The organism is Pseudomonas sp. T1.Ur (assembly GCF_023516725.1).
GTDB classification, from domain to species: domain Bacteria; phylum Pseudomonadota; class Gammaproteobacteria; order Pseudomonadales; family Pseudomonadaceae; genus Aquipseudomonas; species Aquipseudomonas alvandae.
In genome coordinates this window covers 4,166,569-4,191,078 of sequence record NZ_JAMGSN010000001.1, presented here as the reverse complement: position 1 = coordinate 4,191,078, position 24,510 = coordinate 4,166,569, and the positions used below count along the sequence as shown (strand labels likewise).

Annotated in this window: 24 protein-coding genes and 1 tRNA gene; 15 read left to right on the top strand and 10 right to left on the bottom strand. The window is 61.3% G+C overall.

Annotation, left to right across the window (positions count from 1 at the left end):
• Positions 1-104 precede the first annotated feature (104 nt).
• The 14 genes from M8Q45_RS18735 (at position 105) to M8Q45_RS18670 (ending at position 10,481) form a co-directional block, all read left to right on the top strand.
• Positions 105-851 (top strand): YebC/PmpR family DNA-binding transcriptional regulator, encoded by a 747-nt coding sequence (locus tag M8Q45_RS18735; protein ID WP_030140803.1) that lies wholly within the window; start codon positions 105-107, stop codon positions 849-851.
• Positions 852-984: 133 nt separating this feature from the next.
• Positions 985-1,509 carry a crossover junction endodeoxyribonuclease RuvC gene (gene ruvC / locus M8Q45_RS18730; RefSeq protein ID WP_030140802.1) on the top strand — a complete coding sequence of 175 codons (525 nt, stop codon included), beginning with the start codon at positions 985-987 and terminating at the stop codon, positions 1,507-1,509.
• Between the two features lie 112 nt (positions 1,510-1,621).
• Complete coding sequence (ruvA, locus tag M8Q45_RS18725) at positions 1,622-2,230, top strand: Holliday junction branch migration protein RuvA (RefSeq protein WP_249875918.1); 609 nt, start codon at positions 1,622-1,624, stop codon at positions 2,228-2,230.
• Positions 2,231-3,292, top strand: a complete 1,062-nt coding sequence (gene ruvB / locus M8Q45_RS18720; RefSeq protein WP_109753807.1) for a Holliday junction branch migration DNA helicase RuvB — start codon at positions 2,231-2,233, stop codon at positions 3,290-3,292. It begins immediately after the preceding gene.
• A gap of 127 nt (positions 3,293-3,419) precedes the next feature.
• The gene (ybgC, locus tag M8Q45_RS18715; RefSeq protein ID WP_030140799.1) at positions 3,420-3,887 is read left to right on the top strand and encodes a tol-pal system-associated acyl-CoA thioesterase; all 468 of its coding nucleotides are present in this window, start codon (positions 3,420-3,422) and stop codon (positions 3,885-3,887) included.
• Positions 3,877-4,572 carry a protein TolQ gene (tolQ, locus tag M8Q45_RS18710; protein ID WP_030140798.1) on the top strand — a complete coding sequence of 232 codons (696 nt, stop codon included), beginning with the start codon at positions 3,877-3,879 and terminating at the stop codon, positions 4,570-4,572. The genes ybgC and tolQ overlap by 11 nt, the downstream gene beginning before the upstream one ends.
• A 23-nt stretch (positions 4,573-4,595) precedes the next feature.
• On the top strand, positions 4,596-5,048 hold the full coding sequence (gene tolR, locus M8Q45_RS18705; RefSeq protein ID WP_161796096.1) for a protein TolR: 453 nt from the start codon (positions 4,596-4,598) through the stop codon (positions 5,046-5,048).
• A complete protein-coding gene (gene tolA / locus M8Q45_RS18700) occupies positions 5,048-6,145 on the top strand; it encodes a cell envelope integrity protein TolA (protein ID WP_249875917.1) in 1,098 nt (365 codons plus the stop codon). The genes tolR and tolA overlap by 1 nt, the downstream gene beginning before the upstream one ends.
• 53 nt (positions 6,146-6,198) lie before the next feature.
• On the top strand, positions 6,199-7,443 hold the full coding sequence (gene tolB / locus M8Q45_RS18695; protein WP_407682692.1) for a Tol-Pal system beta propeller repeat protein TolB: 1,245 nt from the start codon (positions 6,199-6,201) through the stop codon (positions 7,441-7,443).
• 52 nt (positions 7,444-7,495) lie between these two features.
• Positions 7,496-7,993, top strand: a complete 498-nt coding sequence (gene pal, locus M8Q45_RS18690) for a peptidoglycan-associated lipoprotein Pal (RefSeq protein WP_030140795.1) — start codon at positions 7,496-7,498, stop codon at positions 7,991-7,993.
• Between the two features lie 6 nt (positions 7,994-7,999).
• Positions 8,000-8,833, top strand: a complete 834-nt coding sequence (ybgF, locus tag M8Q45_RS18685) for a tol-pal system protein YbgF (protein ID WP_030140794.1) — start codon at positions 8,000-8,002, stop codon at positions 8,831-8,833.
• 167 nt (positions 8,834-9,000) lie between these two features.
• A complete protein-coding gene (queE, locus tag M8Q45_RS18680) occupies positions 9,001-9,648 on the top strand; it encodes a 7-carboxy-7-deazaguanine synthase QueE (RefSeq protein WP_249875915.1) in 648 nt (215 codons plus the stop codon).
• 1 nt (position 9,649) lies between these two features.
• Positions 9,650-10,342, top strand: a complete 693-nt coding sequence (queC, locus tag M8Q45_RS18675; RefSeq protein WP_249875914.1) for a 7-cyano-7-deazaguanine synthase QueC — start codon at positions 9,650-9,652, stop codon at positions 10,340-10,342.
• 63 nt (positions 10,343-10,405) lie between these two features.
• Positions 10,406-10,481, top strand: a tRNA-Lys gene (locus M8Q45_RS18670).
• Between the two features lie 125 nt (positions 10,482-10,606).
• Here the strand turns inward: M8Q45_RS18670 and M8Q45_RS18665 are convergent.
• The 5 genes from M8Q45_RS18665 to M8Q45_RS18645 all read right to left on the bottom strand — a co-directional run bounded on the left by M8Q45_RS18665 (position 10,607) and on the right by M8Q45_RS18645 (position 16,184).
• The gene (locus tag M8Q45_RS18665; protein WP_249875913.1) at positions 10,607-11,794 is read right to left on the bottom strand and encodes a cyanate transporter; all 1,188 of its coding nucleotides are present in this window, start codon (positions 11,792-11,794) and stop codon (positions 10,607-10,609) included.
• 262 nt (positions 11,795-12,056) lie between these two features.
• On the bottom strand, positions 12,057-12,968 hold the full coding sequence (gene copD, locus M8Q45_RS18660) for a copper homeostasis membrane protein CopD (protein ID WP_249875912.1): 912 nt from the start codon (positions 12,966-12,968) through the stop codon (positions 12,057-12,059).
• Positions 12,969-12,971: 3 nt separating this feature from the next.
• Entirely contained in the window at positions 12,972-13,358 is a 387-nt protein-coding gene (gene copC / locus M8Q45_RS18655; protein WP_249875911.1) for a copper homeostasis periplasmic binding protein CopC, read from the bottom strand.
• Between the two features lie 59 nt (positions 13,359-13,417).
• Complete coding sequence (locus M8Q45_RS18650; RefSeq protein WP_249875910.1) at positions 13,418-14,320, bottom strand: copper resistance protein B; 903 nt, start codon at positions 14,318-14,320, stop codon at positions 13,418-13,420.
• Between the two features lie 10 nt (positions 14,321-14,330).
• Positions 14,331-16,184, bottom strand: a complete 1,854-nt coding sequence (locus M8Q45_RS18645) for a copper resistance system multicopper oxidase (RefSeq protein ID WP_249875909.1) — start codon at positions 16,182-16,184, stop codon at positions 14,331-14,333.
• Between the two features lie 494 nt (positions 16,185-16,678).
• On the opposite strand from M8Q45_RS18645, the gene nadA reads away from it, so the two are divergent.
• On the top strand, positions 16,679-17,737 hold the full coding sequence (nadA, locus tag M8Q45_RS18640; RefSeq protein ID WP_249875908.1) for a quinolinate synthase NadA: 1,059 nt from the start codon (positions 16,679-16,681) through the stop codon (positions 17,735-17,737).
• 97 nt (positions 17,738-17,834) lie between these two features.
• Here the strand turns inward: nadA and M8Q45_RS18635 are convergent, their stop codons facing one another.
• The 5 genes from M8Q45_RS18635 to gcvP form a co-directional block, all read right to left on the bottom strand.
• Positions 17,835-18,323 carry an RDD family protein gene (locus M8Q45_RS18635; RefSeq protein WP_249875907.1) on the bottom strand — a complete coding sequence of 163 codons (489 nt, stop codon included), beginning with the start codon at positions 18,321-18,323 and terminating at the stop codon, positions 17,835-17,837.
• A 93-nt stretch (positions 18,324-18,416) separates the two neighbouring features.
• A complete protein-coding gene (locus M8Q45_RS18630) occupies positions 18,417-18,629 on the bottom strand; it encodes a cold-shock protein (protein WP_181288664.1) in 213 nt (70 codons plus the stop codon).
• 393 nt (positions 18,630-19,022) lie between these two features.
• A complete protein-coding gene (gene gcvT / locus M8Q45_RS18625) occupies positions 19,023-20,147 on the bottom strand; it encodes a glycine cleavage system aminomethyltransferase GcvT (protein WP_249875906.1) in 1,125 nt (374 codons plus the stop codon).
• Between the two features lie 31 nt (positions 20,148-20,178).
• The gene (locus M8Q45_RS18620) at positions 20,179-21,555 is read right to left on the bottom strand and encodes an L-serine ammonia-lyase (protein WP_249875905.1); all 1,377 of its coding nucleotides are present in this window, start codon (positions 21,553-21,555) and stop codon (positions 20,179-20,181) included.
• A gap of 104 nt (positions 21,556-21,659) precedes the next feature.
• On the bottom strand, positions 21,660-24,509 hold the full coding sequence (gene gcvP, locus M8Q45_RS18615) for an aminomethyl-transferring glycine dehydrogenase (protein WP_249875904.1): 2,850 nt from the start codon (positions 24,507-24,509) through the stop codon (positions 21,660-21,662).
• Position 24,510: the final 1 nt, after the last annotated feature.

The window sequence follows — 24,510 nt, the reverse complement described above, 5'->3', positions numbered from 1 at the left end:
GGCGCATCTTCGGATGCGCCTTTTCATTGGAGTCGATATTTCTGATTGCCGGCCACTGCGCAAGTGCGCGGCGGGCAATGTTCCAAAGCGAAACGGAGCGAGTTATGGCAGGTCATTCCAAGTGGGCGAACATCAAGCACCGCAAAGAACGTCAGGATGCCAAGAGGGGCAAGATCTTTACCAAGTGGATCCGTGAACTGACGGTCGCGGCCCGCCAGGGTGGTGGTGATCCGGGTTCCAACCCGCGCTTGCGCCTGGCGTTGGACAAGGCGCTGGGCGCGAACATGAGCCGCGACATCATCGACCGGGCCATCGCCCGTGGCGCTGGCGCCACCGAGGCCGACAACGTCGAAGAGCTGACCTATGAAGGCTACGGCCCGGGCGGCGTGGCGGTGATGGTCGAATGCATGACCGACAACCGCAACCGCACCGCGGCGGCCGTGCGCCACGCCTTCAGCAAATGCGGCGGCAACCTGGGCACCGACGGCTCGGTGGCCTACCTGTTCGAGCGCAAGGGGCAGATCAGCTTTGCGCCGGGCGTCGACGAGGATGCGCTGACCGAAGCGGCCCTGGAAGCCGACGCCGATGACGTGGTCAGCCATGAAGACGGTTCGTTCGACGTGTTCACCTCGTTCGCCAGCTTCTACGCCGTGCGCAACGCCCTGGAGGCGGCTGGTTTTGCGCCTGCGGACGCGGAAATCGTCATGCAGCCGACCACCAGCGCCGAACTGGACCTGGAAGGCGCTGAGAAGGTGTTGAAGCTGATCGATATGCTGGAAGACCTGGATGACGTGCAGAACGTTTATTCCAACGCCGATATTCCGGAGTCGGTGGCCGAACAGCTGGGCTAATCCCTGTAGGAGCTGGCGAAGCCTGCGATCTTTTGATCTTCTGGTCCACAAGGAAAAATCAAAAGCTCGCAGGCTACGCCAGCTCCTACACGGCTGTATCCTCTCGAAACCGCATTACCTTTTCGCAGGCGTTATGACTTTAATCCTTGGTATCGACCCCGGTTCGCGCATCACCGGCTACGGTGTGGTTCGCGATACCGGGCGCGGCTGCGTGTACGTCGCCTCCGGATGCATCCGCACCGGTGCGGGTGAACTGCATGAGCGCTTGCAGATCGTTTATCGCGGTGTGCGCGAAGTCATCCAGACCTACGGCCCCGTGACCATGGGCATCGAAAAGGTCTTCATGGCCCGCAACGCCGATTCGGCCCTGAAATTGGGGCAGGCCCGAGGCGCGGCGATTGTGGCTGGGGCCGAGGAAAACCTGGAGATTGCCGAGTACACCGCGACCCAGGTCAAGCAGGCGGTCGTCGGAACCGGTGCGGCGAACAAGGAACAGGTGCAAATGATGGTGATGCACTTGTTGAAATTGGTCAGCAAGCCGCAGATCGACGCCTCCGATGCCCTGGCTATCGCCATTTGCCATGCCCATACCCGCTCCAGCCTGTTGCCCCATGGCTTGGGAGCCGCACGCAGTCGTGGCGGGCGCCTGCGTCTCTGATAGCATCAGCGCTTCATTCATGAGCCCGAGCCTGTTGCGCCTGTACCGTCGGCCTTTATGCTCGGGTTGTTATTCGCCAGCCGGTGGCTGGACAACGCCAAGGATCTGAAACGTGATTGGACGCTTGCGCGGCACCCTGGCTGAAAAACAGCCGCCGCACCTGATTCTGGATGTAAACGGCCTGGGCTATGAGCTTGAAGTGCCCATGACCACGCTGTATCGCCTGCCGTCGGTCGGTGAGCCGCTGACGCTGCACACTCATTTGGTCGTGCGCGAGGATGCGCAGTTACTCTATGGCTTCGTTGGCAAGCGCGAGCGGGATTTCTTCCGCGAGCTGATCCGTCTCAATGGCGTCGGCCCGAAGCTGGCCTTGGCCTTGATGTCGAGCCTGGAAGTCGATGAACTGATTCGTTGCGTGCAGTCCCAGGACACCTCGGCGTTGACCAAGGTGCCAGGTGTCGGCAAGAAAACCGCTGAACGCCTGCTGGTAGAACTCAAGGACCGCTTCAAGGCCTGGGAGACGGTGCCGGCCATGTTTGCGCTGGTGCCAAACCAACCGGATGCGCCAGCGCCTGCGGCCAGCGCTGAAAACGATGCGGTCACGGCGCTGATCTCCCTGGGCTACAAGCCGCAGGAAGCCAGCAAGGCGATTTCCGCGATCAAGGAAAAAGGCTTGAGCACTGAAGACATGATTCGCCGCGCCCTGAAGGGAATGATTTAAGTGATTGAAGCTGATCGTCTGATCGCCGCCACGGGCGCGCCCCGTGACCGCGAGGAAATCCAGGACCGTGCGATCCGGCCTGTCAGCCTGGCCGACTATATCGGCCAGCCGACCGTGCGCGAGCAGATGGAGCTGTTCATCCAGGCGGCTCGTGGGCGCAGCGAGTCGCTGGACCACACCTTGATCTTCGGTCCGCCAGGCTTGGGCAAGACCACCCTGGCCAACATCATCGCCCAGGAAATGGGGGTGTCGATCAAGAGCACGTCCGGGCCGGTGCTTGAGCGACCGGGCGACCTGGCGGCGCTGTTGACCAACCTTGAACCCCATGACGTGCTCTTCATCGACGAAATCCACCGGCTGTCGCCGATCGTCGAGGAAGTGCTGTACCCGGCCATGGAAGATTTCCAGCTCGACATCATGATCGGTGAAGGACCGGCGGCACGCTCCATCAAGCTCGACCTGCCGCCCTTTACGCTGGTGGGTGCCACCACCCGCGCCGGCATGCTGACCAACCCGCTGCGGGACCGTTTCGGTATCGTCCAGCGCCTGGAGTTCTACAGCAATGCTGACCTGGCAACGATCGTCAGTCGCTCGGCTGGCATCCTCGGCTTGCCGCTGGACCCGGACGGCGCCTACGAAATCGCCCGTCGGGCCCGCGGTACGCCACGGATCGCCAATCGCCTGCTGCGCCGGGTCCGGGACTTTGCCGAAGTCCGGGCCAAGGGCCATATCACCAAGCCGATCGCGGACCTGGCGCTGAACCTGCTGGACATTGACGAACGCGGTTTCGATCATCAGGACCGGCGCTTGCTGTTGACCATGATCGAGAAATTCGACGGTGGCCCGGTGGGCGTGGACAGCCTGGCCGCCGCCATCAGCGAAGAGCGTCATACGATTGAAGATGTGCTGGAGCCGTACCTGATCCAGCAGGGCTATATCATGCGCACCCCTCGCGGGCGCGTGGTAACGCGGCATGCTTATCTGCACTTCGGCTTAAACATCCCGACACGAATGGGTGAGATGCCGGTGGTAGACGAGTTCCTCGATGCGGTAGACGATTGAACGCGCTTTGTACGACGACTTTTTTTCGGTTCATGCTGTCCCAGACCACGCCTGGAGCGTCAATGCGCTTGAGAATGAAAAAACAGTTGCCTGGCCGATTGGCAACCTGAGGAGTAAGCACTAGAGTATGCGCGCGCAAAACGGGCTGGAGTCGTTCGCACATCGCTGTCGCGTTTATTACGAGGACACCGATGCCGGCGGCATCGTTTACTACGTCAATTACCTCAAGTTTATGGAACGGGCTCGAACCGAACGGCTGCGGGAACTGGGTTTCGCCCAATCCGCGCTGGCAGGGGAGGACCTGTTATTCGTCGTGCATTCCAGCGAAGCGCGTTATCACGCGCCGGCGCGACTGGACGACGAGCTTGTGGTGACTGCCGATGTCATCGAGTTGAACCGCGTCAGCCTGCGCTTCAAGCAGCAGGTCAGGCGCGCTGCGGATAATGTGCTGCTCTGCGAAGGGCAGTTTTTGGTGGCCTGTGTGCGCACCCATAGTTTGAAACCCCGGGCCATTCCCGAAGCTCTACGCGCGGCCTTTGCCGGCGTGAGCGGCGCGGGTACACACTCAGAGCAGGAGATAAAGCGTGGAAGCTAACGTCGTCGACCATTCCTCCATGTGGAGCCTGGTCAGCAATGCCAGCGTCGTGGTGCAACTGGTAATGCTGACCCTGGTAGCCGCATCGGTGACCTCATGGATCATGATTTTTCAGCGCAGCAACATGCTGCGCGCCGGTCGCCGTGCCCTGGAGAGCTTCGAAGAGCGCTTCTGGTCCGGCATCGACCTGTCCAAGCTGTACCGCCAGGCCGGCAGCAACCCGGATCCGGATTCGGGCGTCGAGCAGATCTTCCGCGCCGGTTTCAAGGAATTCTCCCGTCTGCGCCAGCAGCCCGGTGTCGATCCTGAAGCGGTCATGGAAGGCGTGGCCCGTGCCATGCGCGTCGCCATTTCCCGCGAAGAAGAAAAACTCGAACAGGGCCTGCCGTTCCTGGCGACCGTCGGTTCGGTCAGCCCGTACATCGGTCTGTTCGGTACCGTGTGGGGGATCATGAACTCCTTCCGTGGCCTGGCATCCGCCCAGCAAGCGACCCTGGCCACCGTGGCCCCGGGTATCGCCGAGGCACTGATCGCCACCGCCATCGGCCTGTTCGCGGCGATCCCGGCCGTTATCGCCTACAACCGCTTCGCCGCTCGCAGCGAAACACTGACCAGCCGCTACTACACGTTCGCCGATGAATTCCAGGCGATCCTGCACCGCAAAGTGCACACCAGCGAAGAATAAGCAGGTATTTCCCGATGGCTTTAATCGCTCGAGCCCGAAACAAGCGCAAGCCGGTTGCCGAGATGAACGTGGTGCCCTACATCGACGTGATGCTGGTACTGCTGGTCATCTTCATGGTGACCGCGCCGATGCTCAATCAGGGCGTGAAGGTCGATCTGCCCAAGGTTTCCAGCGAAGCCTTGCCGCAGGACAACAACACCCAGGTCCTGACCATCTCGATCAAGGCTGACAAGACCTATTACTGGAACCTTGGCAGCGAAGTCGACACCGAGAAACAGCAGGACCGGGCCATGACCCTGCCGCAGATGACCGACGCGGTGACTAAGATCATTCGTGTCGGCAACGATGCCGGCAAGCGCACCCAGGTGTTCATTCGCGGCGACAAGACCGTCGACTACGGTGCCGTGATGGGCGCCATGGGCGGCCTTCAGAAAGCCGGGGTTGGTAACGTTGGCTTGATCACTGAGGCGCCCTGATGCAGCAACAGCGAGAGCCGTCCGCCTCGGAAAGCTACTTCTGGCCTAGTGTCCTTGCCATCGGCCTGCATGTGCTGGTGTTCGGCATGCTGTTCGTCAGCTTTGCCATGACCCCGGAGTTGCCGCCGGCCAAGCCGATCGTGCAGGCGACCCTTTACCAGCTCAAGTCGAAGAGCCAGGCCACGACGCAGACCAACCAGAAGCTTGCCGGCGAAGCGAAGAAGTCCGCCGCGCGCCAGACTGAAGTCGAGCAGATGGAGCAGAAAAAGGTCGAGCAGGAAGCGATCAGGGCTGCGGAACAAAAGAAAGAGGAAGCGGCTCAAAAGGCCGAAGAAGCGAAGAAGGCCGAAGAAGCGAAGAAGGCCGACGAGGCGAAGAAAGCGGACGAGGCTAAAAAGGCAGACGAGGCCAAGAAAGCCGACGACGCGAAGAAAGCCGCCGAAGCCAAGAAGGCAGAAGAGAAACAATTGGCTGATATAGCCAAGAAGAAAGCCGAAGAAGAAGCCAAGAAAGCCGCTGAAGAAGAGGCCAAGAAAGCGGCCGCTGAAGAAGCGAAGAAAAAGATCGTCGAGGACGCGAAGAAAAAAGCGGCCGAGGACGCCAAGAAGAAAGCTGAAGCCGAAGAGGCGAAAAAGAAAGTCGCCGAAGACGCGAAGAAGAAAGCCGCCGCCGACGCCGCCAAGAAAAAGGCCCAGGACGCAGCGCGTAAATCCGCCGAAGAGAAAAAGGCCCAGGCCTTGGCAGATTTGCTTTCCGACACGCCGGAGCGTCAGCAGGCATTGGCCGACGAGCAGGGTGATGAAGTCGCCGGCAGCTTCGACGATCTGATTCGTGCCCGTGCGGCGGAAGGCTGGGCTCGTCCACCTTCGGCGCGCAAAGGCATGACGGTAGTATTGCAAATCGGCATGTTGCCCGACGGTACGGTTACCTCGGTCAGCGTGGCCAAGTCCAGTGGCGATGGTCCGTTCGACGCTTCGGCGGTCGCGGCGGTCAAGAACATTGGACGATTGACGGAAATGCAAGGAATGAAGCCGAGCGATTTTGCTCCCTATCGTTCGTTCAAGATGACATTCACACCTGAGGATCTAGCCTTGTGAGAAACCTTCTTCGATCAATGCTTGTCGTTGTCTGCTGCCTGGCAGGGATCGCGATGGCAGAGGAAAAGAACATCCTGGTCACCAGCGGCAGCGACCGGGCTACCCCGATCGCCGTCGTACCGTTCGGTTGGCAGGGCGGTAGCGTCCTGCCGGACGACATGGCGGAAATCATCGGCAACGACCTGCGCAACTCCGGTTACTACGCGCCGATTCCGAAACAGAACATGATCGGCCTGCCAACCCAGGCCAGCGAAGTCATCTACCGTGACTGGAAGGCCCTGGGCGCCCAGTACATCATGGTCGGCAGCATCGTTCCGGCGGGCGGTCGCCTGCAGGTGCAATACGCCCTGTTCAATGTCGCCACCGAACAGCAAGTGCTGACCGGCAGCGTGTCGGGCAGCGTTGACCAGTTGCGTGACATGGCGCACTACATCGCCGACCAGTCGTTCGAAAAGCTCACCGGCATCAAGGGTGCGTTCTCTACGCGCATGCTTTACGTGACGGCTGAGCGCTTCTCCGAGAACAACACCCGCTACACCCTGCAGCGTTCCGACTATGACGGCGCCCGCGCAGTGACCCTGCTGCAATCGCGCGAGCCGATCCTGTCGCCGCGTTTTGCGCCTGACGGCAAGCGTATCGCCTATGTGTCGTTCGAGCAGAAGCGCCCGCGCATCTTCGTGCAGCACATCGACACCGGTCGCCGTGAGCAGATCACCAACTTCGAAGGCCTGAACGGCGCGCCAGCCTGGTCGCCGGACGGTTCGCGCCTGGCGTTCGTACTGTCCAAGGACGGTAACCCGGACGTCTACGTGATGAACCTGGCGTCTCGTTCGATCTCGCGCGTGACCAACGGCCCTGGTATCAACACCGAACCGTTCTGGGGCAAGGATGGCTCGACCATCTACTTCACCTCCGACCGTGGCGGCAAGCCGCAGATCTACAAGACCAGCGCCGGTGGCGGTGGTGCCGAACGCGTGACTTTCGTCGGTAACTACAACGCCAACCCTAAACTGTCGGCGGACGAAAAGACCCTGGTCATGATCCATCGCCAGGATGGTTTCACCAATTTCAAGGTGGCGGCCCAGGATTTGCAGCGCGGAAGCGTAAAAATCCTCACTGATAGCACTCTGGACGAGTCGCCTACTGTTGCGCCCAACGGCACCATGGTAATCTACGCCACCCGCCAGCAGGGCCGGGGAGTCTTGATGCTCGTGTCCATTAATGGACGCGTGAGGCTCCCGCTTCCTACCGCTCAAGGCGAAGTCAGAGAACCGTCCTGGTCCCCTTACCTGAACTGACGCGGCGCAATACGTTTTACTTAACACACTGGGGTTCATTAGGAGTTTCACGATGGAAATGCTGAAGTTTGGTAAATTTGCTGCGCTGGCTCTGGCCATGGCTGTAGCTGTAGGTTGCTCGTCCAAAGGCGGCGACAACGCCGGTGAAGGCGCTGTTGATCCAAACGCTGGTTACGGCGCTAACACCGGTGCAGTTGACGGCTCCATGAGCGAAGAAGCTGCTCTGCGCGCGATCACCACCTTCTACTTCGAATACGACAGCTCGGACCTGAAGCCAGAAGCCATGCGCGCTCTGGACGTTCACGCCAAAGACCTGAAAGCAAACGGCGCTCGCGTTGTTCTGGAAGGCAACACCGACGAACGTGGTACTCGTGAGTACAACATGGCACTGGGCGAGCGTCGTGCGAAAGCCGTTCAACGCTACCTGGTACTGCAAGGTGTTTCCCCAGCTCAGCTGGAACTGGTTTCCTACGGCGAAGAGCGTCCAGTTGCTACCGGCAACGACGAGCAGTCCTGGGCTCAAAACCGTCGCGTCGAACTGCGTAAGTAATTCGTCATGCGAACGTGCCGTCGTGCTGTAACTGTTCTGGCTCTCAGCCTCGCGCCGCTTGCGGCGTGGGCTGCGGTTCCTGTGGTCGATAACGATGCCGGCTATAACAATAGCGGGAGCAGTTATCCGCCTGCAGGTTACGGTACGAACGGCGCCTATGCCGGGGGAGGGGTTTCGGCCCCTGTCTCGGCACAGGGCCAGCTGTTCAACCAACTGCAGCAAATGCAGGATCAGATCTCGCGCCAACAGGGTGTGATTGAAGAACTGCAGAATGATATTTCGCGCATGAAGCAGGAAAACCTGGAGCGATACCAGGATCTTGATCGGCGCATAGGAACCGGTGTTGCACCTGCCGCGACTCCTGAGAATTCTCCAGCCGGTGGCGATCTGAACGCCCCCGGTGCAGCCGCAGGCGCTGGGGCGAGTGCTCCAGCAGCACCTGCTGCCGGTGGCGAGCCGGCTGATCCAGCGAAGGAAAAGCTCTACTACGATGCTGCCTTCGACTTGATCAAGGCCAAGGATTTCGACAAGGCCAGTCAGGCCTTTGCCGCTTTCCTGCGCAAATACCCAAACAGCCAGTACGCGGGCAACGCCCAATACTGGCTGGGTGAGGTGAACCTGGCCAAGGGTGACCTGCAAGGTGCCGGCCAGGCATTCGCCAAGGTTTCGCAACTGTATCCCAAGCACGCCAAGGTGCCGGATTCGCTGTACAAGCTGGCTGACGTAGAGCGCCGCCTCGGTCATACCGACAAGGTAAAGGGCATTCTGCAACAGGTGGTGGCCCAGTATCCGGGGACATCCGCCGCTCAGTTGGCCCAGCGCGATCTGCAGCGCATGTAAGGCTGTTTGAACCCGCTTGGAAGAAACCCGCGCCTGTCGCGGGTTTTTTCGTTAGAATTCACGCCCTTTTTATGAAACACGCTTCTTGGGATCTACGCGTTGGCGGGGTTCCTTGAGGTGCCTGACGGAGGCGGACAGCCTGTTTAGCTGTTACGCCCGTGGCGACTATGCAAGACACATTGAGAATTACCGAAGTTTTTTACTCGTTGCAGGGTGAAACGCGAACGGCCGGGCTGCCCACTGTTTTTGTGCGCCTTACCGGTTGCCCATTGCGTTGCCAATACTGCGACAGTGCCTATGCCTTCAACGGCGGCACCTTGCGCACCCTCGACGAACTCCTTGAACAAGTGGCCGGCTTCCGTCCGCGTTATGTTTGCGTCACCGGGGGTGAGCCATTGGCGCAGCCCAATGCCATCCCCTTGCTCAAGCAATTGTGCGATGCAGGCTATGAGGTTTCTCTGGAAACCAGTGGCGCGCTGGATATCTCGGCGGTCGATCCGCGGGTCAGCCGCGTCGTGGACCTCAAGACTCCTGGTTCGAAAGAAGCCCACCGCAACCGCTACGAGAACATCGAGCTGCTGACGCCCAACGATCAGGTCAAGTTCGTCATCTGTTCGCGGGAAGACTACGACTGGGCGGTGTCCAAGCTGATCCAGTACGGTCTCGACCAGCGGGCTGGCGAGGTGCTGTTTTCCCCCAGTCACCACGACCTGAATGCCCGGGAGCTGGCGGACTGGGTGGTGGCGGATAACTTGCCGGTGCGCCTGCAACTGCAACTGCACAAATATCTTTGGAACGACGAGCCGGGGCGCTGACATGACTGAACAATCAACCACTCCAGAAAAACGCGCGGTCATCCTGCTGTCGGGCGGCCTGGATTCGGCCACGGTCGTAGCCATGGCCCGCGCCGAAGGCTATCGCTGCTACACCATGAGTTTCGACTATGGCCAGCGCCACCGTGCCGAGCTGCACGCCGCTGAGCGGGTCGCCCGGGACCTGGGCGTTGTCGAGCACAAGGTGATCGGCCTGAACCTCAACGGCATCGGCGGTTCCGCCCTGACTGACAGTTCCATTGATGTTCCCGAGGCGCCGAGCGAAGGCATTCCGGTGACTTATGTGCCGGCGCGCAACACCGTGTTCCTGTCCCTGGCGCTGGGTTGGGCCGAAGTGCTGGGTGCCCGTGACATTTTCATTGGTGTCAACGCGGTGGATTATTCCGGCTATCCGGATTGCCGTCCGGAGTTTGTCGAGGCGTTCGAGCGCATGGCTAATCTGGCGACCAAGGCCGGTGTAGAGGGTCAGGGTTTCCGGATCCAGGCGCCTCTGCAAAACCTCAGCAAGGCTGACATCGTCAGGGCAGGCGTGAAGCTTGGGGTGGATTATGGCCTTACTGTTTCGTGTTACCAGGCCGACGATCAGGGGCGCGCTTGCGGCAAATGCGACAGCTGCCGCCTGCGTGCCGAAGGCTTCGCGGCGGCGGGTGTGAGCGATCCAACCCCTTATTTTTGATTTATTTCAAATTAAGTGTTGAATAGTCCTTAGAAATCAGTATTATACGCGCCACCACACAGCGGGTCGTTAGCTCAGTTGGTAGAGCAGTTGGCTTTTAACCAATTGGTCGTAGGTTCGAATCCCACACGACCCACCATTTTCTGTAGTTTTAAAAGTCTGGAAAGCCCACGAAAGTGAGGATTTCCGGATTTTTTTTTGCCTTCGAGAAAGTGGTCGAACGGATGCGCCTGGCGCTCCGCAGCCTGCGGGGCGCCAGTGTCGTTACTGGATGTGGTGAGCGTAGTGCCTCGGATTCAAGCGCAATACCATTCCCATCATCAACACCATGACCGCCATGAGTGACCACCAGGCCCACTCGAAGCTCCCCAACCGATCGCGGATCATTCCGGCAACCAGCGGCGAAAGCCCGGCAATGAGATAGCCAATTCCCTGCACGAACGCTGTAAGGCCACCGGCCCGGCGTGGGTTGTCCACGTGGTCGAGGGATACGATCAGGCTCATGGGGAACAGGCCGCCGATACCCAGCCCCAGCAGGCAGGGCCAGAGCAGGCTGAAGCGTTCCGGGCTGAGGATCAGGCCGCAGAAGCCGCTGATGATCAAGGCCAGCAGGACGCTCAGGACCAGGCGTTTATCCCGGCTTCGGTTGGCAATCGCGGGGGTTACCAGCCCAGAGAGCACTTCCATTGCCGTGAGGAACCCCAACAGCAGGCCAGCGTGCTGTTCGCTCCAGCCTTTTTCTACGTAGTACGGCGCCAGCCAGGCCAATACGCACGTGTAGGAGGCGGTGCCCAACCCAAAGAAAATCGCCAGGAGCCAGGCCCGGGCGTTGCTGGCAAACGCTTCGTGATGCCGGGACATTGCTTCGGGCAAAGGGATGACGCTCGCTCGCTGAGCGCACCAGCAGCCCAGGGCGACCAGTGATAACAATGCCCAAATGGCCAGGCTGATGCGCCAACTGCCGGTTTGCGTCAGGACCAAGGGGGAAAACGATGCGGCAATCGCTGCACCGCCCATGATGGAAGTGACGTACAAGCCCATGAGCAGTGATACGTGACCGGCGAAGCGCGACTTGATCAGTGCCGGCATCACAGCCTGGATCAAGGCTATCCCGAGCCCGGCCACGACCGCATTGGCGATCAACCCGGCGGCACTGGCCAGATACAGGCGCGAGGCTGTAGCGATACCAATAATCAACAGCGACAGCACGATGGTGCGGTGTTCACCGATGCGCAAGGCGATGCGCATGCCCAGGAACATTGCCAAGCCCATCGCCATGACAGGCAACATGGTCAGCAGCGACGCCGCGCTGAAACTCAAGGGGACTTCGCCGCGAATCGCTGATAACAACGGCCCGACGGCTGCCATCGAAGGCCGTAGATTCAGCGCGACCAATACGATGCTGACCATTAGCCAGGCGGCATGGGTGCTTGAGGTTCGAACGTTTTCCATAATAGAGCCTTGGTTGGAACAAAGCGCTATTTAGGCTGGGGCACGCTGCCTTGGGCAAACTGAAAACTGGCGGGGCTTATTGAATAATTAAATACCGCCCGTGAGCCTTTGTGGCGAGGGAGCTTGCTCCCGCTGGGCTGAAGCAGACCTGAAAAGCAAGGACGCCATTTGTCAGGCATGTCGAATGCTTTAGGGGGCGGCTTCGCCACCCAGCGGGAGCAAGCTCCCTCGCCACGGGGCCAGTGAGGCAGGAAAAATCTTCTTATTCCATCCCCGGGCCCAACGTCCCCAACCACGCCACCAGCCCCAGGATGATCACTGCCACGGAGAACTCCAGGACCATGCTGCGTCGCAAGGCAGTCACCGCGACGCCATGTTCGCCGGTCTGCCGGGCCTGCTCCAGCAATGGGCTCAGATGGAAGCGGTTCAGCGCGGCGAACACCAACATGGCGGCGAACAGGATGAGCTTGAGTGCCAGCAATTGACCGTAAGTGCTGTCGAGCAGCCCATCGACATTCGGGCCGACAATGAACAGGTAATTCACCACGCCGGTCACACTGATGATCGCCACGATCAGCGCCCCGGCGGTTTCGAACCCGGTCAGTGTCCGGGCCAATACCGCCAACTGCGGCTCGGCCTGGCGAAGCAGCAGAGCAAACGCAGCCAAGGCGCCCACCCAGCCACCCGCCGCCCACAGGTGCAGGAAATCGGTGATGAAGTGCCAATTGCGACGCGTGCCTTCGTCCATGGCGCCGTGGCCTGCCCAGGCGAGCGTTGCCAAGGCCACCGCACCGCCGAGCGTGGTCAGGCCGAGGCTGGCGGTCGGCCAACGTTGGCTGAACGCTACGGCGAAACCGGCCAGCAGCAGCGCTGCCATGCGCAGCATCCACGCCCAGCCGACATCCGTCTCAGACACCATCATCTCAATGTGCGGCCACAGCTCGGTCCAATCCGCGACGCCGCTCATGGCCCAAGCCATGCACGCCATCGCGGCCAGGGAAAGCAGGCCGCCAAGCAGCGCTGTGATCGCCAGCAGCGACCCGAAAGGCAACACGGCGCCCGATACCCGCTCCTGCCCCCGCAGGCTATAGAGGCCAAAGGCGGCCAGGCCGAACAGCAACATCAGGTCCACGTACAGGGCAAAGCGCAACGCAATATTGATCGAGTCGCTCACGAGTCACTTCACCTTGAACGTGACGTTGCCGGTAATCGGGTGAGTGTCGGATGACACCGCACGCCACTGGACTTGATAGGTGCCAGCGGAGAGGGGCGCGTTCGGAACGATGACCATGGTTTTCGGATCGTCGCTGCCGGACACCTTGGCCGGCATAGGCATTGGTGAATGGGCCGACATGCCGGGCATCTCGGTCATCATCAGCTTGGCGCCGGAAAACTTGGTCATCAGGTTTTCGGAAAAATGCAGCTCGATCTTTGTCGGCGCTGCCCCCTCTGCGCCTTCGGCCGGGGTTGAGGACAGCAGTTTCGGATGGGCCTGGGCCAGGCCACTGGCCAACAGGCCGGTGGACAGCGCGGCGGCGATGACAGCGTTTTTGATAAATGACATGCAAGGACTCCTACAGCACAGGTTTTCTAGGTTTTTTAAAAGGAACAATGGTGGCGCCGTCAAAACCACAGGCGCACGCCGACTATCAGGCGCGCCTCGCTGCGGTCTTCGCCTTCTTCCCGGGCATAATCGGCGGTGTTGCCATAGACGCGGTTCCAGGTGACGCCGACGTAGGGCGCGAACTCACGGCGGATTTCGTAACGCAGCCGCAGGCCGACTTCAGTCTCCGACAGGCCCGAGCCGACGCCGCGGTCGGGGTCGTTCTTGCCGTAGAAATTGGCTTCGGCGGTCGGTTGCAGGATCAGGCGATTGGTCAGCAGGATGTCGTAGTCGCCCTCCAGGCGCGCCGCACTCTGGCCGCCTTCCCCGATATAGGCGGTGGCCTGGGCTTCGAAGTTATACAGCGCCATGCCTTGGACGCCGAGCGCTGCCCAGGTCTGCGGATCACCGGGCTTGAAGTCCTGGCGCACGCCAGCCACCACGTCCCACCAAGGGCTGATGGCATGGCCCCACAAGGCCTGGAGTTCGGCCTCTTCGGTCTGGCCGTTGGTGCGTTCGCCTTCGGAGCGCAGCCACAAGCGGTCGATGTCGCCGCCGATCCAGCCAGAGGCGTCCCAGCTCAGGGCGCTGCCGTCATCGGCGTCTTGCCATTCCAGTTGGTTGACCAGGAAAAACGAATTGATGGCGCTGTCATGCACCGCATGGCCGTTGTGGTCTTCATAAACGGCGGCGCGGTCGGCAGCAGTCAGTTCAGGAATTGGCGTGCGGCTGCTGGTCGGCGCGGCTTCCATCGAATCCATGCCCTGCATCGAATCCATGCCTTGCATCTGGCTGTGGTCCATGCCCTGCATCTGGCTGTGATCCATGCCTTGCATATCATTGCTTGCGGCCGAGGCCGACAGGCTGGTGCCCAGGAAAAGAACCGCGAGGGGCACGCAACGGTATTGAAAAACAATGCTCATGGTCGGCTCCCTATTCCTGTACCCGGACTTCACGGAACATGCCCATTTCCATATGGAAGAGCAGGTGGCAGTGATAAGCCCAGCGTCCGAGTGCATCGGCGGTCACCCGGTAGCTGCGTCTGGAACCCGGTGGAACATCAATGGTGTGCTTGCGGACCATGAACTGGCCGTTCTCGTCTTCGAGGTCGCTCCACATACCGTGCAGGTGGATGGGGTGGGTCATCATGGTGTCGTTGATCAGCACGATGCGCAGACGCTCGCCGTACTTGAGCAGCAGCGGCGCGGCGTCGCTGAACTTCACGCCGTTGAACGACCAGACGAATTTCTCCATGTGCCCGGTCAGGTGCAGCTCGATGGTGCGCCCTGGCTCGCGCCCGTCGGGGTCGGCAAAGGTGCTGCGCAGATCGGCGTAGGTCAGCACCTTGCGACCGTTGTTGCGCAGGCCCATGCCCGGGTCGTCGAGCTTGGGCTTGACGCTCATGGCCTGCATGTCGACCAGCGGATTGTTTTTCTCGGTGGCCGGATGGGTTTGCATGCCAGCCATGTCGCCCATGCCTTGCATTGCGCTGTGGTCCATGCCGGTCATGTTGTCCATGCCCTGCATCTGGCTGTGATCCATGCCTTGCATGGCGTTATCGTCCATGCCCTCCATGCCCTCCATGCCCTCCATGCCTTGCATCGAGCCATGGTCCATGCCGCTCATTTCGCCCATGCCAGCCATGCCAGCCATGCCGCCGTGATCCATGCCACCCATGCCCATGTCGTCCATCGTGACCAAGGGGCGAGGATCAAGGGGCGGTACTGGCGCCGACAGTCCTGCCCGGCTGGCGAGGGTGCCACGGGCGTAGCCGGTGCGATCCATCGACTGGGCGAACAAGGTGTAGGCCTCTTGCGTCGGCTCGACGATGACGTCGTAGGTTTCAGCCACGGCGATGCGCAATTCGTCGACGCTCACGGGCTTGACGTGTTGGCCATCGGACGCCACGACGGTCATTTTCAGGCCGGGGATGCGCACGTCGAAATAGGTCATGGACGAGCCATTGATGAAGCGCAGGCGAATGCGCTCGCCAGGCTTGAACAGGCCGGTCCAGTTCATGTCCGGCGCCTGGCCGTTCATGAGATAGGTGTAGGTGGCGCCGCTGACGTCGGCCAGGTCGGTGGGGTTCATCTTCATCTCGGCCCACATTTTGCGATCGGCCACGGTGGCGCCCCAGCCGTTCTTGCCCACGTCTTCGATGAAGTCGCCGACGGTGCGTTTGTTGTAGTTGTAATAGTCCGATTGCTTCTTGAGCTTGCGGATGATGTCGGTGGGGTCTTCATCGGCCCAGTCGGTGAGCATCACCACGTAGTCCCGCTCGTACTGGAAGGGTTCGGGTTCCTTGGCGTCGATGACCAGCGGCCCATAGACGCCGGCCTGCTCCTGGAAGCCGGAGTGGCTGTGGTACCAATACGTGCCGTTTTGCCGGACCTTGAATTGATAGACGTACAGGCCGCCGGGTTCGATGCCCTTGAAGCTCAGCCCGGGCACGCCGTCCATGTTGGCCGGCAGCAAGATGCCATGCCAGTGGATAGACGTGGTGTCGTGCAGGCGGTTGCGCACCCGCAGGGTCACGGTGTCGCCTTCGCGCCAGCGCAGCAGGGGACCGGGGATGCCACCGTTGATCGTCTGGGCGGTGCGCGGATGGCCGGTGAAGTTGACCGGGCTCTCGCCGATGAACAGGTCGAATTCGGTGCCGCTCAGTACGTTGGGCTGGCCGGGGCTGGTGACGGCCCAGACAGGCGCTCGCCATAGGCCGAGTCCCCCAAGAATGCCGCCGGCGGCCAGGCCTTTCACAAAGGTTCGCCGGGAAGTTTTTGTATGCATGCGATGAAAATCCGTCAGTCGATTCGCTGCGGTCGTGGGGCAACGCCCGGTGCCGCTTTGGAAAGAAGATGACATAAGCCGGCCGGGCAAGTGATTACATTTCAGTCAGTTTTGGGCGGGGCTGGAGCGCACTGGCGCGATGCGGCTTTTGTGGCGAGGTCGCGGCTGCGCGTAGGAGCTGCCGAAGGCTGCGATCTTTTGATCTTTCGCTCAAGAATCAATTGTCAGGAACAAGATCGCAGCCTCGTTGCACTCGGCAGCTCCTACACGCGCCCCAGCGGGAGCAAGCTCCCTCGCCACGGGGGATCGCGTCCGATCCTGCGGTCGGGCACAGGTCAGAATGATCTTTTGCAACGGCGGGATATTCTGTAGCCTTGCCGGCTTCACGCTGTCCCGTGCCTGATGGACACTCACTTTCCCGGCGGTACCCGAGTGGTCCGGAGCCGGGTGTATACTCGACTTTCGCGCAAAACGCGCCCATAGGTCTTGCGAACATGACGCAAATTTCCGAACGCCTTCTGGTCCAGGCTCACCTCGACGCCAAGCAGCCCAAGCCGCTGTCGGCCGAGCAAGAGGCCTGGTACCGCGCCGCCATCGCCGCCGAGCTCAAGGCTCAGGACGCGGTGCTGGTCGCGCATTTCTACTGTGACCCGGTCATCCAGGCCTTGGCCGAAGAGACCGGAGGCTGCGTCTCCGACTCCCTGGAAATGGCCCGCTTCGGCAATGCCCATCCGGCCAAGACCGTGGTGGTGGCCGGGGTCAAGTTCATGGGCGAGACCGCCAAGATCCTCAACCCCGAAAAACGCGTGCTGATGCCGACCCTGGAAGCCACCTGCTCCCTCGACCTGGGCTGTCCGGTGGATGAGTTCTCGGCGTTCTGCGACCAACATCCGGAGCGCACCGTGGTGGTGTATGCCAACACTTCGGCGGCGGTCAAGGCCCGGGCTGACTGGGTGGTGACGTCCAGCTGCGCACTGGAAATCGTCGAAAGCCTGATGGATAACGGCGAGACGATCATCTGGGGACCGGATAAGCACCTGGGCACTTATATCCAGCGCAAGACCGGTGCTGACATGCTGCTCTGGGACGGCGCTTGCATCGTCCACGAAGAGTTCAAGTCCAAGCAGTTGGAAGACATGAAGGCGCTGTACCCGGACGCCGCGATCCTGGTTCACCCGGAGTCGCCGACCTCGGTGATTGAACTGGCCGACGCCGTGGGCTCCACCAGCCAACTGATCGCCGCCGCCCAGAGCTTGCCGAACAAGACGCTGATCGTCGCCACTGACCGCGGCATCTTCTACAAGATGCAGCAGCTGTGCCCGGACAAGGTGTTTATCGAGGCGCCTACCGCCGGCAACGGCGCGGCGTGCCGCAGTTGCGCGCATTGCCCGTGGATGGCAATGAACACCCTGGAACGTACCCTCCAGGCGTTGAAGGATGGCAGCAACGAGATATTCGTCGACCCGGCGCTGATCCCCCAGGCGATTCGGCCGCTCAAGCGCATGCTGGACTTCACCCAGGCGGCGCGGATGAAGCTGGCGGGCAATGCTTAAAGGCAGCTTCGAGCTGCGAGCTGCGAGCCGTAAGCTGCAAGCTAAGGTCACAATCGCTTAGCTTGTAGCTTGTAGCTTGCAGCTTGCAGCTTGTAGCTTATTTTTTGCTTTTTGGAATCCGCACCAGCTGCGTATCCGAGTAGATGTCATGCCAGCCGCGCTTGCGCTTGTCGAACAGTGCCCAGATAAACCCAGCGCCGACCAGCACCAGTGACGCAATCGACACCACGAACCGCAACAGTGCCTGCCACAGGCTGATGGCCGTGCCATCGGCGTTCTGCACACGGATGCACCAGACCTGCATGCCCAGGGTCTGGCCGTTGTGGGTCCAGAACTTGGCGAAGAACCCGAACAGTACGAACAGCAATACGGTGGACAGCAGCGGGTCGCCGTCCAGCGCGCCGGCCTCGGTGAGGGTGCGCATTTTTTCTTCGCCGATGATCGCCATCTGGATCATCTTGTAGGCGCCGCTGGTGACGATCAGCAGCGCCGTGCACAGCAGGAAATCATAAAACATCGCCGCCAGGCGACGGCCCAGGCCGGCGGGGGGGAAGTCACCCTGGGGGGTGAGTACGTGTTTCGACATGACGGCCTCGAACGAAAAAGAAGCCATTTTACGGATTTACGCCCATAAAAAAGCCCCTGATATCAATCAGGGGCTTTTTAGTGTGCAAAAGCCTTAGGCTTCGGCAATTACCTCGTCAGCCTGCATGCCTTTCTGGCCTTGCACAGCAACGAAAGTGACTTTCTGACCTTCTTTCAGGCTCTTGAAGCCGTTGCCCTGGATGGCGCGGAAGTGTACGAACAGATCCGGACCGCTTTCAGGGGTGATGAAACCAAAACCTTTTTCGTCGTTGAACCACTTGACGGTACCGCTCTGACGATCAGCCATTTTCTTATTTCCTTGACGCTAAATTAATGACAGCCTCTTTCCACGCGAAAGAGTACTGGGGCTGGGTTGCAGGAAAGTAAGATGACGTCGAACGGGTTGTAGCTAACTTCGTAGGCTACTGCCCAGGTCACGATCCAAGCGACCCATGCAAACACAGTGATCAAACTCTACGCCAACTTCCAACGAAAAAACAACCCCCCTCCAGAGCCCGGATTTGCTCAGCTTGCCGGTGTTTTAAATGCTTCGCCGGGGAAGGCTTATTCACAAGGCTAGTCCGATTGTTCCTTGGCGTTATAAGCCCGGTTGAACAACACTAGATGCACCTTTTTATGGCGGTTGCGTGACACATTAGTGCACGTATAACGCAACCGCGTTACTTATAGAAACAGGCAATCAACCTCGGTAGTAGCGCTGTGGAACGAATGGCATTTTGCTTACAAGCAGAGGCACTTTTTTCCCACGCACAATGGCCCAGACTGGTGTATCCAGGGCGACGTAGGCGCTGTCCAGATAACCCATCGCCAACGGACCGCCCAGTGTCGGCCCGAAGCCGCCGCTGCACACCGTACCGATGGTCTCGCCGGCTTCGTTGACGATCTCCGCGCCTTCGCGCACCGGTGTGCGTTCCTGGGGCAGCAGGCCGACGCGTTTGCGGCTTACGCCGTTCTGCTGCTGGGCAAAGACGGTTTCAGCCCCCGGGAAACCCCCGGCACGAGCGCCATCGGCGCGGCGGATCTTGGAGATCGCCCACAGCAGGCTGGCTTCAATGGGCGTGGTCTCGGTGTTCATGTCGTGGCCGTAAAGACACAGGCCGGCTTCCAGGCGCAGGGAGTCTCGTGCGCCAAGGCCGATGGCGGCCACTTCTGGTTCGGCCAGCAGGGCGCGGGCGAGCTTTTCCGCGTCGGCGGCGGGTACCGAGATTTCGAAACCGTCTTCACCGGTGTAGCCCGAACGGCTGACAAAGCAGTCCACGCCCAGCAGGGTGACGCGCTGGAATTGCATGAAGGTCATCTTCGCCACGTCCGGCGCCAGGCGCGCGAGTACGGTGACGGCGGCCGGACCTTGCAGGGCGAGCAGGGCACGGGCTTCGAACAGCGGTTCGATGCTGCACTGGCCGCCGATTTTCGCTTGCAGGTGGGCCAGGTCCTGATCCTTGCAGGCGGCGTTGACCACCAGGAACAGTTCGTCGTTGCCCAGGTTGGCGACCATCAAGTCGTCGAGGATGCCACCGTTGTCGTTGGTGAACATCGCGTAGCGCTGCATGCCCACGGGCAGGTCGATGATGTCCACCGGCACCAGGGTTTCCAGTGCCTTGGCGGCATTCGCGCCGGTCAGGCGGATCTGGCCCATGTGGGACACATCGAACAAGCCGGCCTGATCACGGGTGTGCTGGTGCTCTTTCATCACGCCCAACGGGTATTGCACCGGCATGTCATAGCCGGCAAACGGCACCATGCGGGCGCCGAGTTCGAGGTGCAGCGCGTGCAGCGGGGTTTTCAACAGTTGTTCGGTGGACATATCAGCTCCTGGAAAATGAAAGTGGCACGCATCAGCATTCGATGATGTTGACCGCCAGACCGCCGCGGGCGGTCTCCTTGTATTTGCTTTTCATGTCGGCGCCGGTCTGGCGCATGGTGCGGATGACCTTGTCGAGGGAGACGAAGTGATGGCCGTCGCCGCGCATGGCCATGCGCACCGCGTTGATGGCCTTCACCGAACCCATGGCGTTGCGCTCGATGCAGGGCACCTGGACGAGGCCGCCGATGGGGTCGCATGTCAGGCCGAGGTTGTGTTCCATACCGATTTCGGCGGCGTTTTCTACTTGCTGCACGGTACCGCCCAACACTTCGCACAATGCGCCGGCAGCCATGGAACAGGCCACGCCAACCTCGCCCTGGCAGCCGACTTCGGCGCCGGAGATGGAGGCGTTTTCCTTGTAGAGGATGCCGATGGCCGCGGCGGTCAGCAGGAATCGCACCACGCCATCTTCGTTGGCCCCGGGAATGAAGCGCATGTAGTAATGCAACACGGCGGGGATGATGCCCGCCGCACCGTTGGTGGGCGCGGTGACAACGCGTCCGCCATAGGCGTTTTCTTCGTTGACCGCCAAGGCATACAGGTTGACCCAGTCCAGTACCGACAGCGGGTCGCGCAACGCGGCTTCAGGGTTCTTGCACAATTGGCGGTGCAGCGCGGCGGCTCGTCGCTTGACCTTCAGCCCGCCCGGCAAGATCCCCTCGTTGCGACAGCCCGCCGCTACGCAATCCTGCATCACCTGCCAGATCTTCAGCAGGCCGGCGCGCGTTTCGGCTTCGGGGCGCCAGGCACTTTCGTTGGTCAGCATCACCTGGCTGATGGACAGGCCATAAGTGCTGCAATGGGCCAGCAAGTCTTTTGCGCTCTTGAGCGGGAAGGTCAGCGGCGTGGCATCTTCGACGATACGGTCGGCGCCGGCCGCGTCTTCATCGACGACAAAGCCGCCGCCCACCGAGTAGTACTCGCGGCTGCGCACTTGCAGGCCCGCCGCATCGAAGGCGCGGAAGATCATGCCGTTGGGGTGGTAGGCCAACGGTTTGCGGATCATCGCCAAGTGCAGTTTTTCGTTGAATTCGATGGTGTGTTCGCCAAGCAGGTTCAGGCGACCGCTGCTGCGAATCTCCTGGAGCCGGGCGGTCACTGTCTCGGTGTCCACGGTGTCGGGATGCTCGCCTTCGAGGCCCAGCAGCACGGCCTTGTCGCTGCCGTGGCCTTTGCCCGTGGCACCGAGGGAACCGTACAGCTCGACTTTGACGCTGGCCGTGGTATTGAGCAGCTCATCACGACGCAACCCCTCGACAAAACGGGCCGCGGCACGCATCGGGCCGACCGTGTGTGAGCTGGAAGGACCGATGCCGATCTTGAACAGGTCGAACACGCTTAATGACATGGGGAGCTCCTGGGGGAGCAGCGACAAGCTGTGAGCTACAAGCTACAAGTTAAAAGCCGAGCGGCTGTTACTTGCAGCTTGCAGCTTGAAGCTCATCGCTGCTTTTAAGCATAACTTTCGATCGACGGGCAGGCGCAAACCAGGTTGCGGTCGCCGAACACATTGTCGACCCGGCCTACTGGCGGCCAGTACTTGCCTTCGATCAACGACGCCACCGGGTACACCGCCTGTTCGCGGCTGTAGGGGTGAGTCCACTCGCCGACCAGTTCCGCCGCGGTATGCGGGGCGTTTTTCAGCGGGTTGTCGTCCTTGTCGAGGCTGCCGTTCTCCACCGCGCGGATTTCTTCGCGGATGCAGATCATGGCGTCGCAGAAGCGGTCCAGTTCTTCCTTGGATTCGCTTTCGGTCGGCTCGATCATCAACGTACCGGCCACCGGGAACGACATGGTCGGCGCGTGGAAACCGAAGTCGATCAGGCGCTTGGCGACGTCATCGACGCTGATGCCGCTGCTGTCCTTGAGCGGACGCAGGTCGAGGATGCACTCGTGGGCCACCAGGCCGTTGCTGCCGGAGTAGAGCACCGGGTAGTGCTCTTCCAGGCGACGGGCGATGTAGTTGGCGTTGAGGATCGCCAGTTGCGAGGCGCGCTTGAGGCCGGCGCCGCCCATCATGCGGATGTACATCCAGGTGATCGGCAGGATGCTCGCGCTGCCGAACGGCGCCGCGCACACTGCGCCTTCCTTGCGTTCCATGTTGGCGTGGCCTGGCAGGAATGGCGCCAGGTGTGACTTGACGCCAATCGGGCCGACGCCCGGGCCGCCACCGCCGTGGGGAATGCAGAAGGTCTTGTGCAGGTTCAGGTGCGACACGTCGCCGCCGAACTTGCCCGGGGCGCAGAGGCCGACCATCGCGTTCATGTTGGCGCCGTCGATGTACACCTGGCCGCCGTTGTCATGAATGATCCCGCAGATTTCGCGGATGCCTTCTTCGAACACCCCGTGGGTGGACGGGTAGGTGATCATCAGCGCGGCGAGGTGTTCGCGGTGCTCGATGGCCTTGGCCCGCAGGTCTTCGATGTCGACGTTGCCACGGGCGTCGCAGGCGGTCACGACCACGCGCATGCCGGCCATGTTGGCAGTGGCGGGGTTGGTGCCGTGGGCCGAGGACGGGATCAGGCAGATGTCGCGACGGTCTTCGCCACGGCTCTGGTGATAGGCACGGATCGCCAGCAGGCCGGCGTATTCACCCTGGGAGCCGGCGTTGGGTTGCAGCGACACCGCGTCATAACCGGTGGCGGCGCAGAGCATGGCTTCCAGTTCGTCGGTCAATTGCTGGTAACCGGCGCTTTGCTCGGCCGGGGCGAACGGGTGCAGGGCGCCGAATTCGGCCCAGGTCACCGGGATCATTTCGCTGGCGGCGTTGAGTTTCATGGTGCAGGAACCCAGCGGGATCATGGTGCGATCCAGGGCCAGGTCCTTGTCGGCGAGCTTGCGCAGGTAGCGCATCAGCTCGGTTTCGGAGTGGTAGCGGTTGAACACCGGATGGCTGAGGATCGCCGATTGGCGCACCAGTTCGGCCGGGATACGGCTTTGCACGCTGGCGGCCAGGGCCGCGAAGTCCGGCAGTGCCTTGCCGTCGGCCAGTACGCTCCACAGGGCTTCTATATCAGCCTGGCTCGTGGTTTCGTCCAGGGACAGGCCCAGGCGTTGAGCATCGACCACACGCAGATTGATGCGCTGGGCACGGGCCTTGTCGTGCAGGGCGGCGGTTTGCGTGCCGGTGTGCAGGGTCAGGGTGTCGAAGAAGCTCTCTTGCTCGACGCTCAGGCCCAGCGCGTCCAGGCCCTTGGCGAGGATCGCGGTCAGGTGATGGATGCGGTTGGCGATTTGCACCAGGCCCTTGGGGCCGTGGTACACGGCGTACATGCTGGCGATGTTGGCGAGCAGTACTTGGGCGGTGCAGATGTTGCTGGTGGCTTTCTCGCGGCGGATGTGTTGCTCGCGGGTCTGCATCGCCAGGCGCAGGGCCGGCTTGCCGAAGCGGTCCACGGAGACGCCGACCAGGCGGCCCGGCATGTCGCGCTTGAACGCATCCTTGGTGGAGAAGTACGCCGCATGCGGACCGCCGAAACCCAGCGGCACGCCGAAGCGCTGGGCGCTGCCGATGGCGACGTCGGCGCCGAATTCGCCCGGAGGCGTCAGCAGGGTCAGGGCCAGCAGGTCAGCGGCGACGGCCACCAGGGCGTTGGCGGCGTGGAAGCGTTCGGTCAGTTCGCGGTAGTCGAACAGGTCACCGTTGCTGGCCGGGTATTGCAACAGCGCGCCGAAGAAGCCGCTGACGTCGCTCAGTTCACGCTCATCGCCCACGACTACGTCGATGCCCAGGGGCTCGGCACGGGTGCGCAGCACATCGAGGGTCTGCGGGTGGCTGTGCACGGAGGCGAAGAAGGCGTTGCTGCCCTTGTTCTTGCTCAGGCGCTTGCAGAAGGTCATGGCTTCGGCGGCGGCGGTGGCTTCGTCGAGCAGGGAAGCGTTGGCGATCGGCAGGCCGGTGAGGTCGCTGATCAGGGTCTGGAAGTTCAGCAGGGCTTCGAGACGGCCTTGGGAGATTTCCGGCTGGTACGGGGTGTAGGCGGTGTACCAGGCCGGGTTTTCCAGCAGGTTGCGCAGGATCGGTGCCGGCGTGTGGCAGTTGTAGTAGCCCTGGCCGATGTAGGTCTTGAACAGTTGGTTCTTGGCGGCGATGGCCTTGATCGAGGCCAGTGCATCGGCTTCGCTCTGGCCGTCGCCCATGTCGAGCACGCTGGTGCCCTTGATGCTTTCCGGGATGACGCTGGCGCTCAGGGCTTCCAGGGAGTCGTAGCCCAGGCGCTCGAGCATGGCTTGCTCGTCGCTGGCACGCGGGCCGATGTGGCGGGCGATAAATTCGTTGGCGGTGCCGAGATTAACGGTCATG

Excerpts from the sequence above, each read along its gene's own strand:
- ybgC (WP_030140799.1), top strand. The coding sequence starts at position 3,420 with ATGCGCGCGCAAAACGGGCTGGAGTCGTTCGCACATCGCTGTCGCGTT.
- gcvT (WP_249875906.1), bottom strand. The coding sequence starts at position 20,147 with ATGTCCACCGAACAACTGTTGAAAACCCCGCTGCACGCGCTGCACCTC.
- M8Q45_RS18635 (WP_249875907.1), bottom strand. The coding sequence starts at position 18,323 with ATGTCGAAACACGTACTCACCCCCCAGGGTGACTTCCCCCCCGCCGGC.
- ybgF (WP_030140794.1), top strand. The coding sequence starts at position 8,000 with ATGCGAACGTGCCGTCGTGCTGTAACTGTTCTGGCTCTCAGCCTCGCG.
- M8Q45_RS18630 (WP_181288664.1), bottom strand. The coding sequence starts at position 18,629 with ATGGCTGATCGTCAGAGCGGTACCGTCAAGTGGTTCAACGACGAAAAA.
- pal (WP_030140795.1), top strand. The coding sequence starts at position 7,496 with ATGGAAATGCTGAAGTTTGGTAAATTTGCTGCGCTGGCTCTGGCCATG.
- ruvC (WP_030140802.1), top strand. The coding sequence starts at position 985 with ATGACTTTAATCCTTGGTATCGACCCCGGTTCGCGCATCACCGGCTAC.
- M8Q45_RS18735 (WP_030140803.1), top strand. The coding sequence starts at position 105 with ATGGCAGGTCATTCCAAGTGGGCGAACATCAAGCACCGCAAAGAACGT.
- copC (WP_249875911.1), bottom strand. The coding sequence starts at position 13,358 with ATGTCATTTATCAAAAACGCTGTCATCGCCGCCGCGCTGTCCACCGGC.
- M8Q45_RS18620 (WP_249875905.1), bottom strand. The coding sequence starts at position 21,555 with ATGTCATTAAGCGTGTTCGACCTGTTCAAGATCGGCATCGGTCCTTCC.
- M8Q45_RS18650 (WP_249875910.1), bottom strand. The coding sequence starts at position 14,320 with ATGAGCATTGTTTTTCAATACCGTTGCGTGCCCCTCGCGGTTCTTTTC.
- tolA (WP_249875917.1), top strand. The coding sequence starts at position 5,048 with ATGCAGCAACAGCGAGAGCCGTCCGCCTCGGAAAGCTACTTCTGGCCT.
- M8Q45_RS18665 (WP_249875913.1), bottom strand. The coding sequence starts at position 11,794 with ATGGAAAACGTTCGAACCTCAAGCACCCATGCCGCCTGGCTAATGGTC.
- queC (WP_249875914.1), top strand. The coding sequence starts at position 9,650 with ATGACTGAACAATCAACCACTCCAGAAAAACGCGCGGTCATCCTGCTG.
- queE (WP_249875915.1), top strand. The coding sequence starts at position 9,001 with ATGCAAGACACATTGAGAATTACCGAAGTTTTTTACTCGTTGCAGGGT.
- M8Q45_RS18645 (WP_249875909.1), bottom strand. The coding sequence starts at position 16,184 with ATGCATACAAAAACTTCCCGGCGAACCTTTGTGAAAGGCCTGGCCGCC.
- gcvP (WP_249875904.1), bottom strand. The coding sequence starts at position 24,509 with ATGACCGTTAATCTCGGCACCGCCAACGAATTTATCGCCCGCCACATC.
- tolB (WP_407682692.1), top strand. The coding sequence starts at position 6,199 with ATGGCAGAGGAAAAGAACATCCTGGTCACCAGCGGCAGCGACCGGGCT.
- nadA (WP_249875908.1), top strand. The coding sequence starts at position 16,679 with ATGACGCAAATTTCCGAACGCCTTCTGGTCCAGGCTCACCTCGACGCC.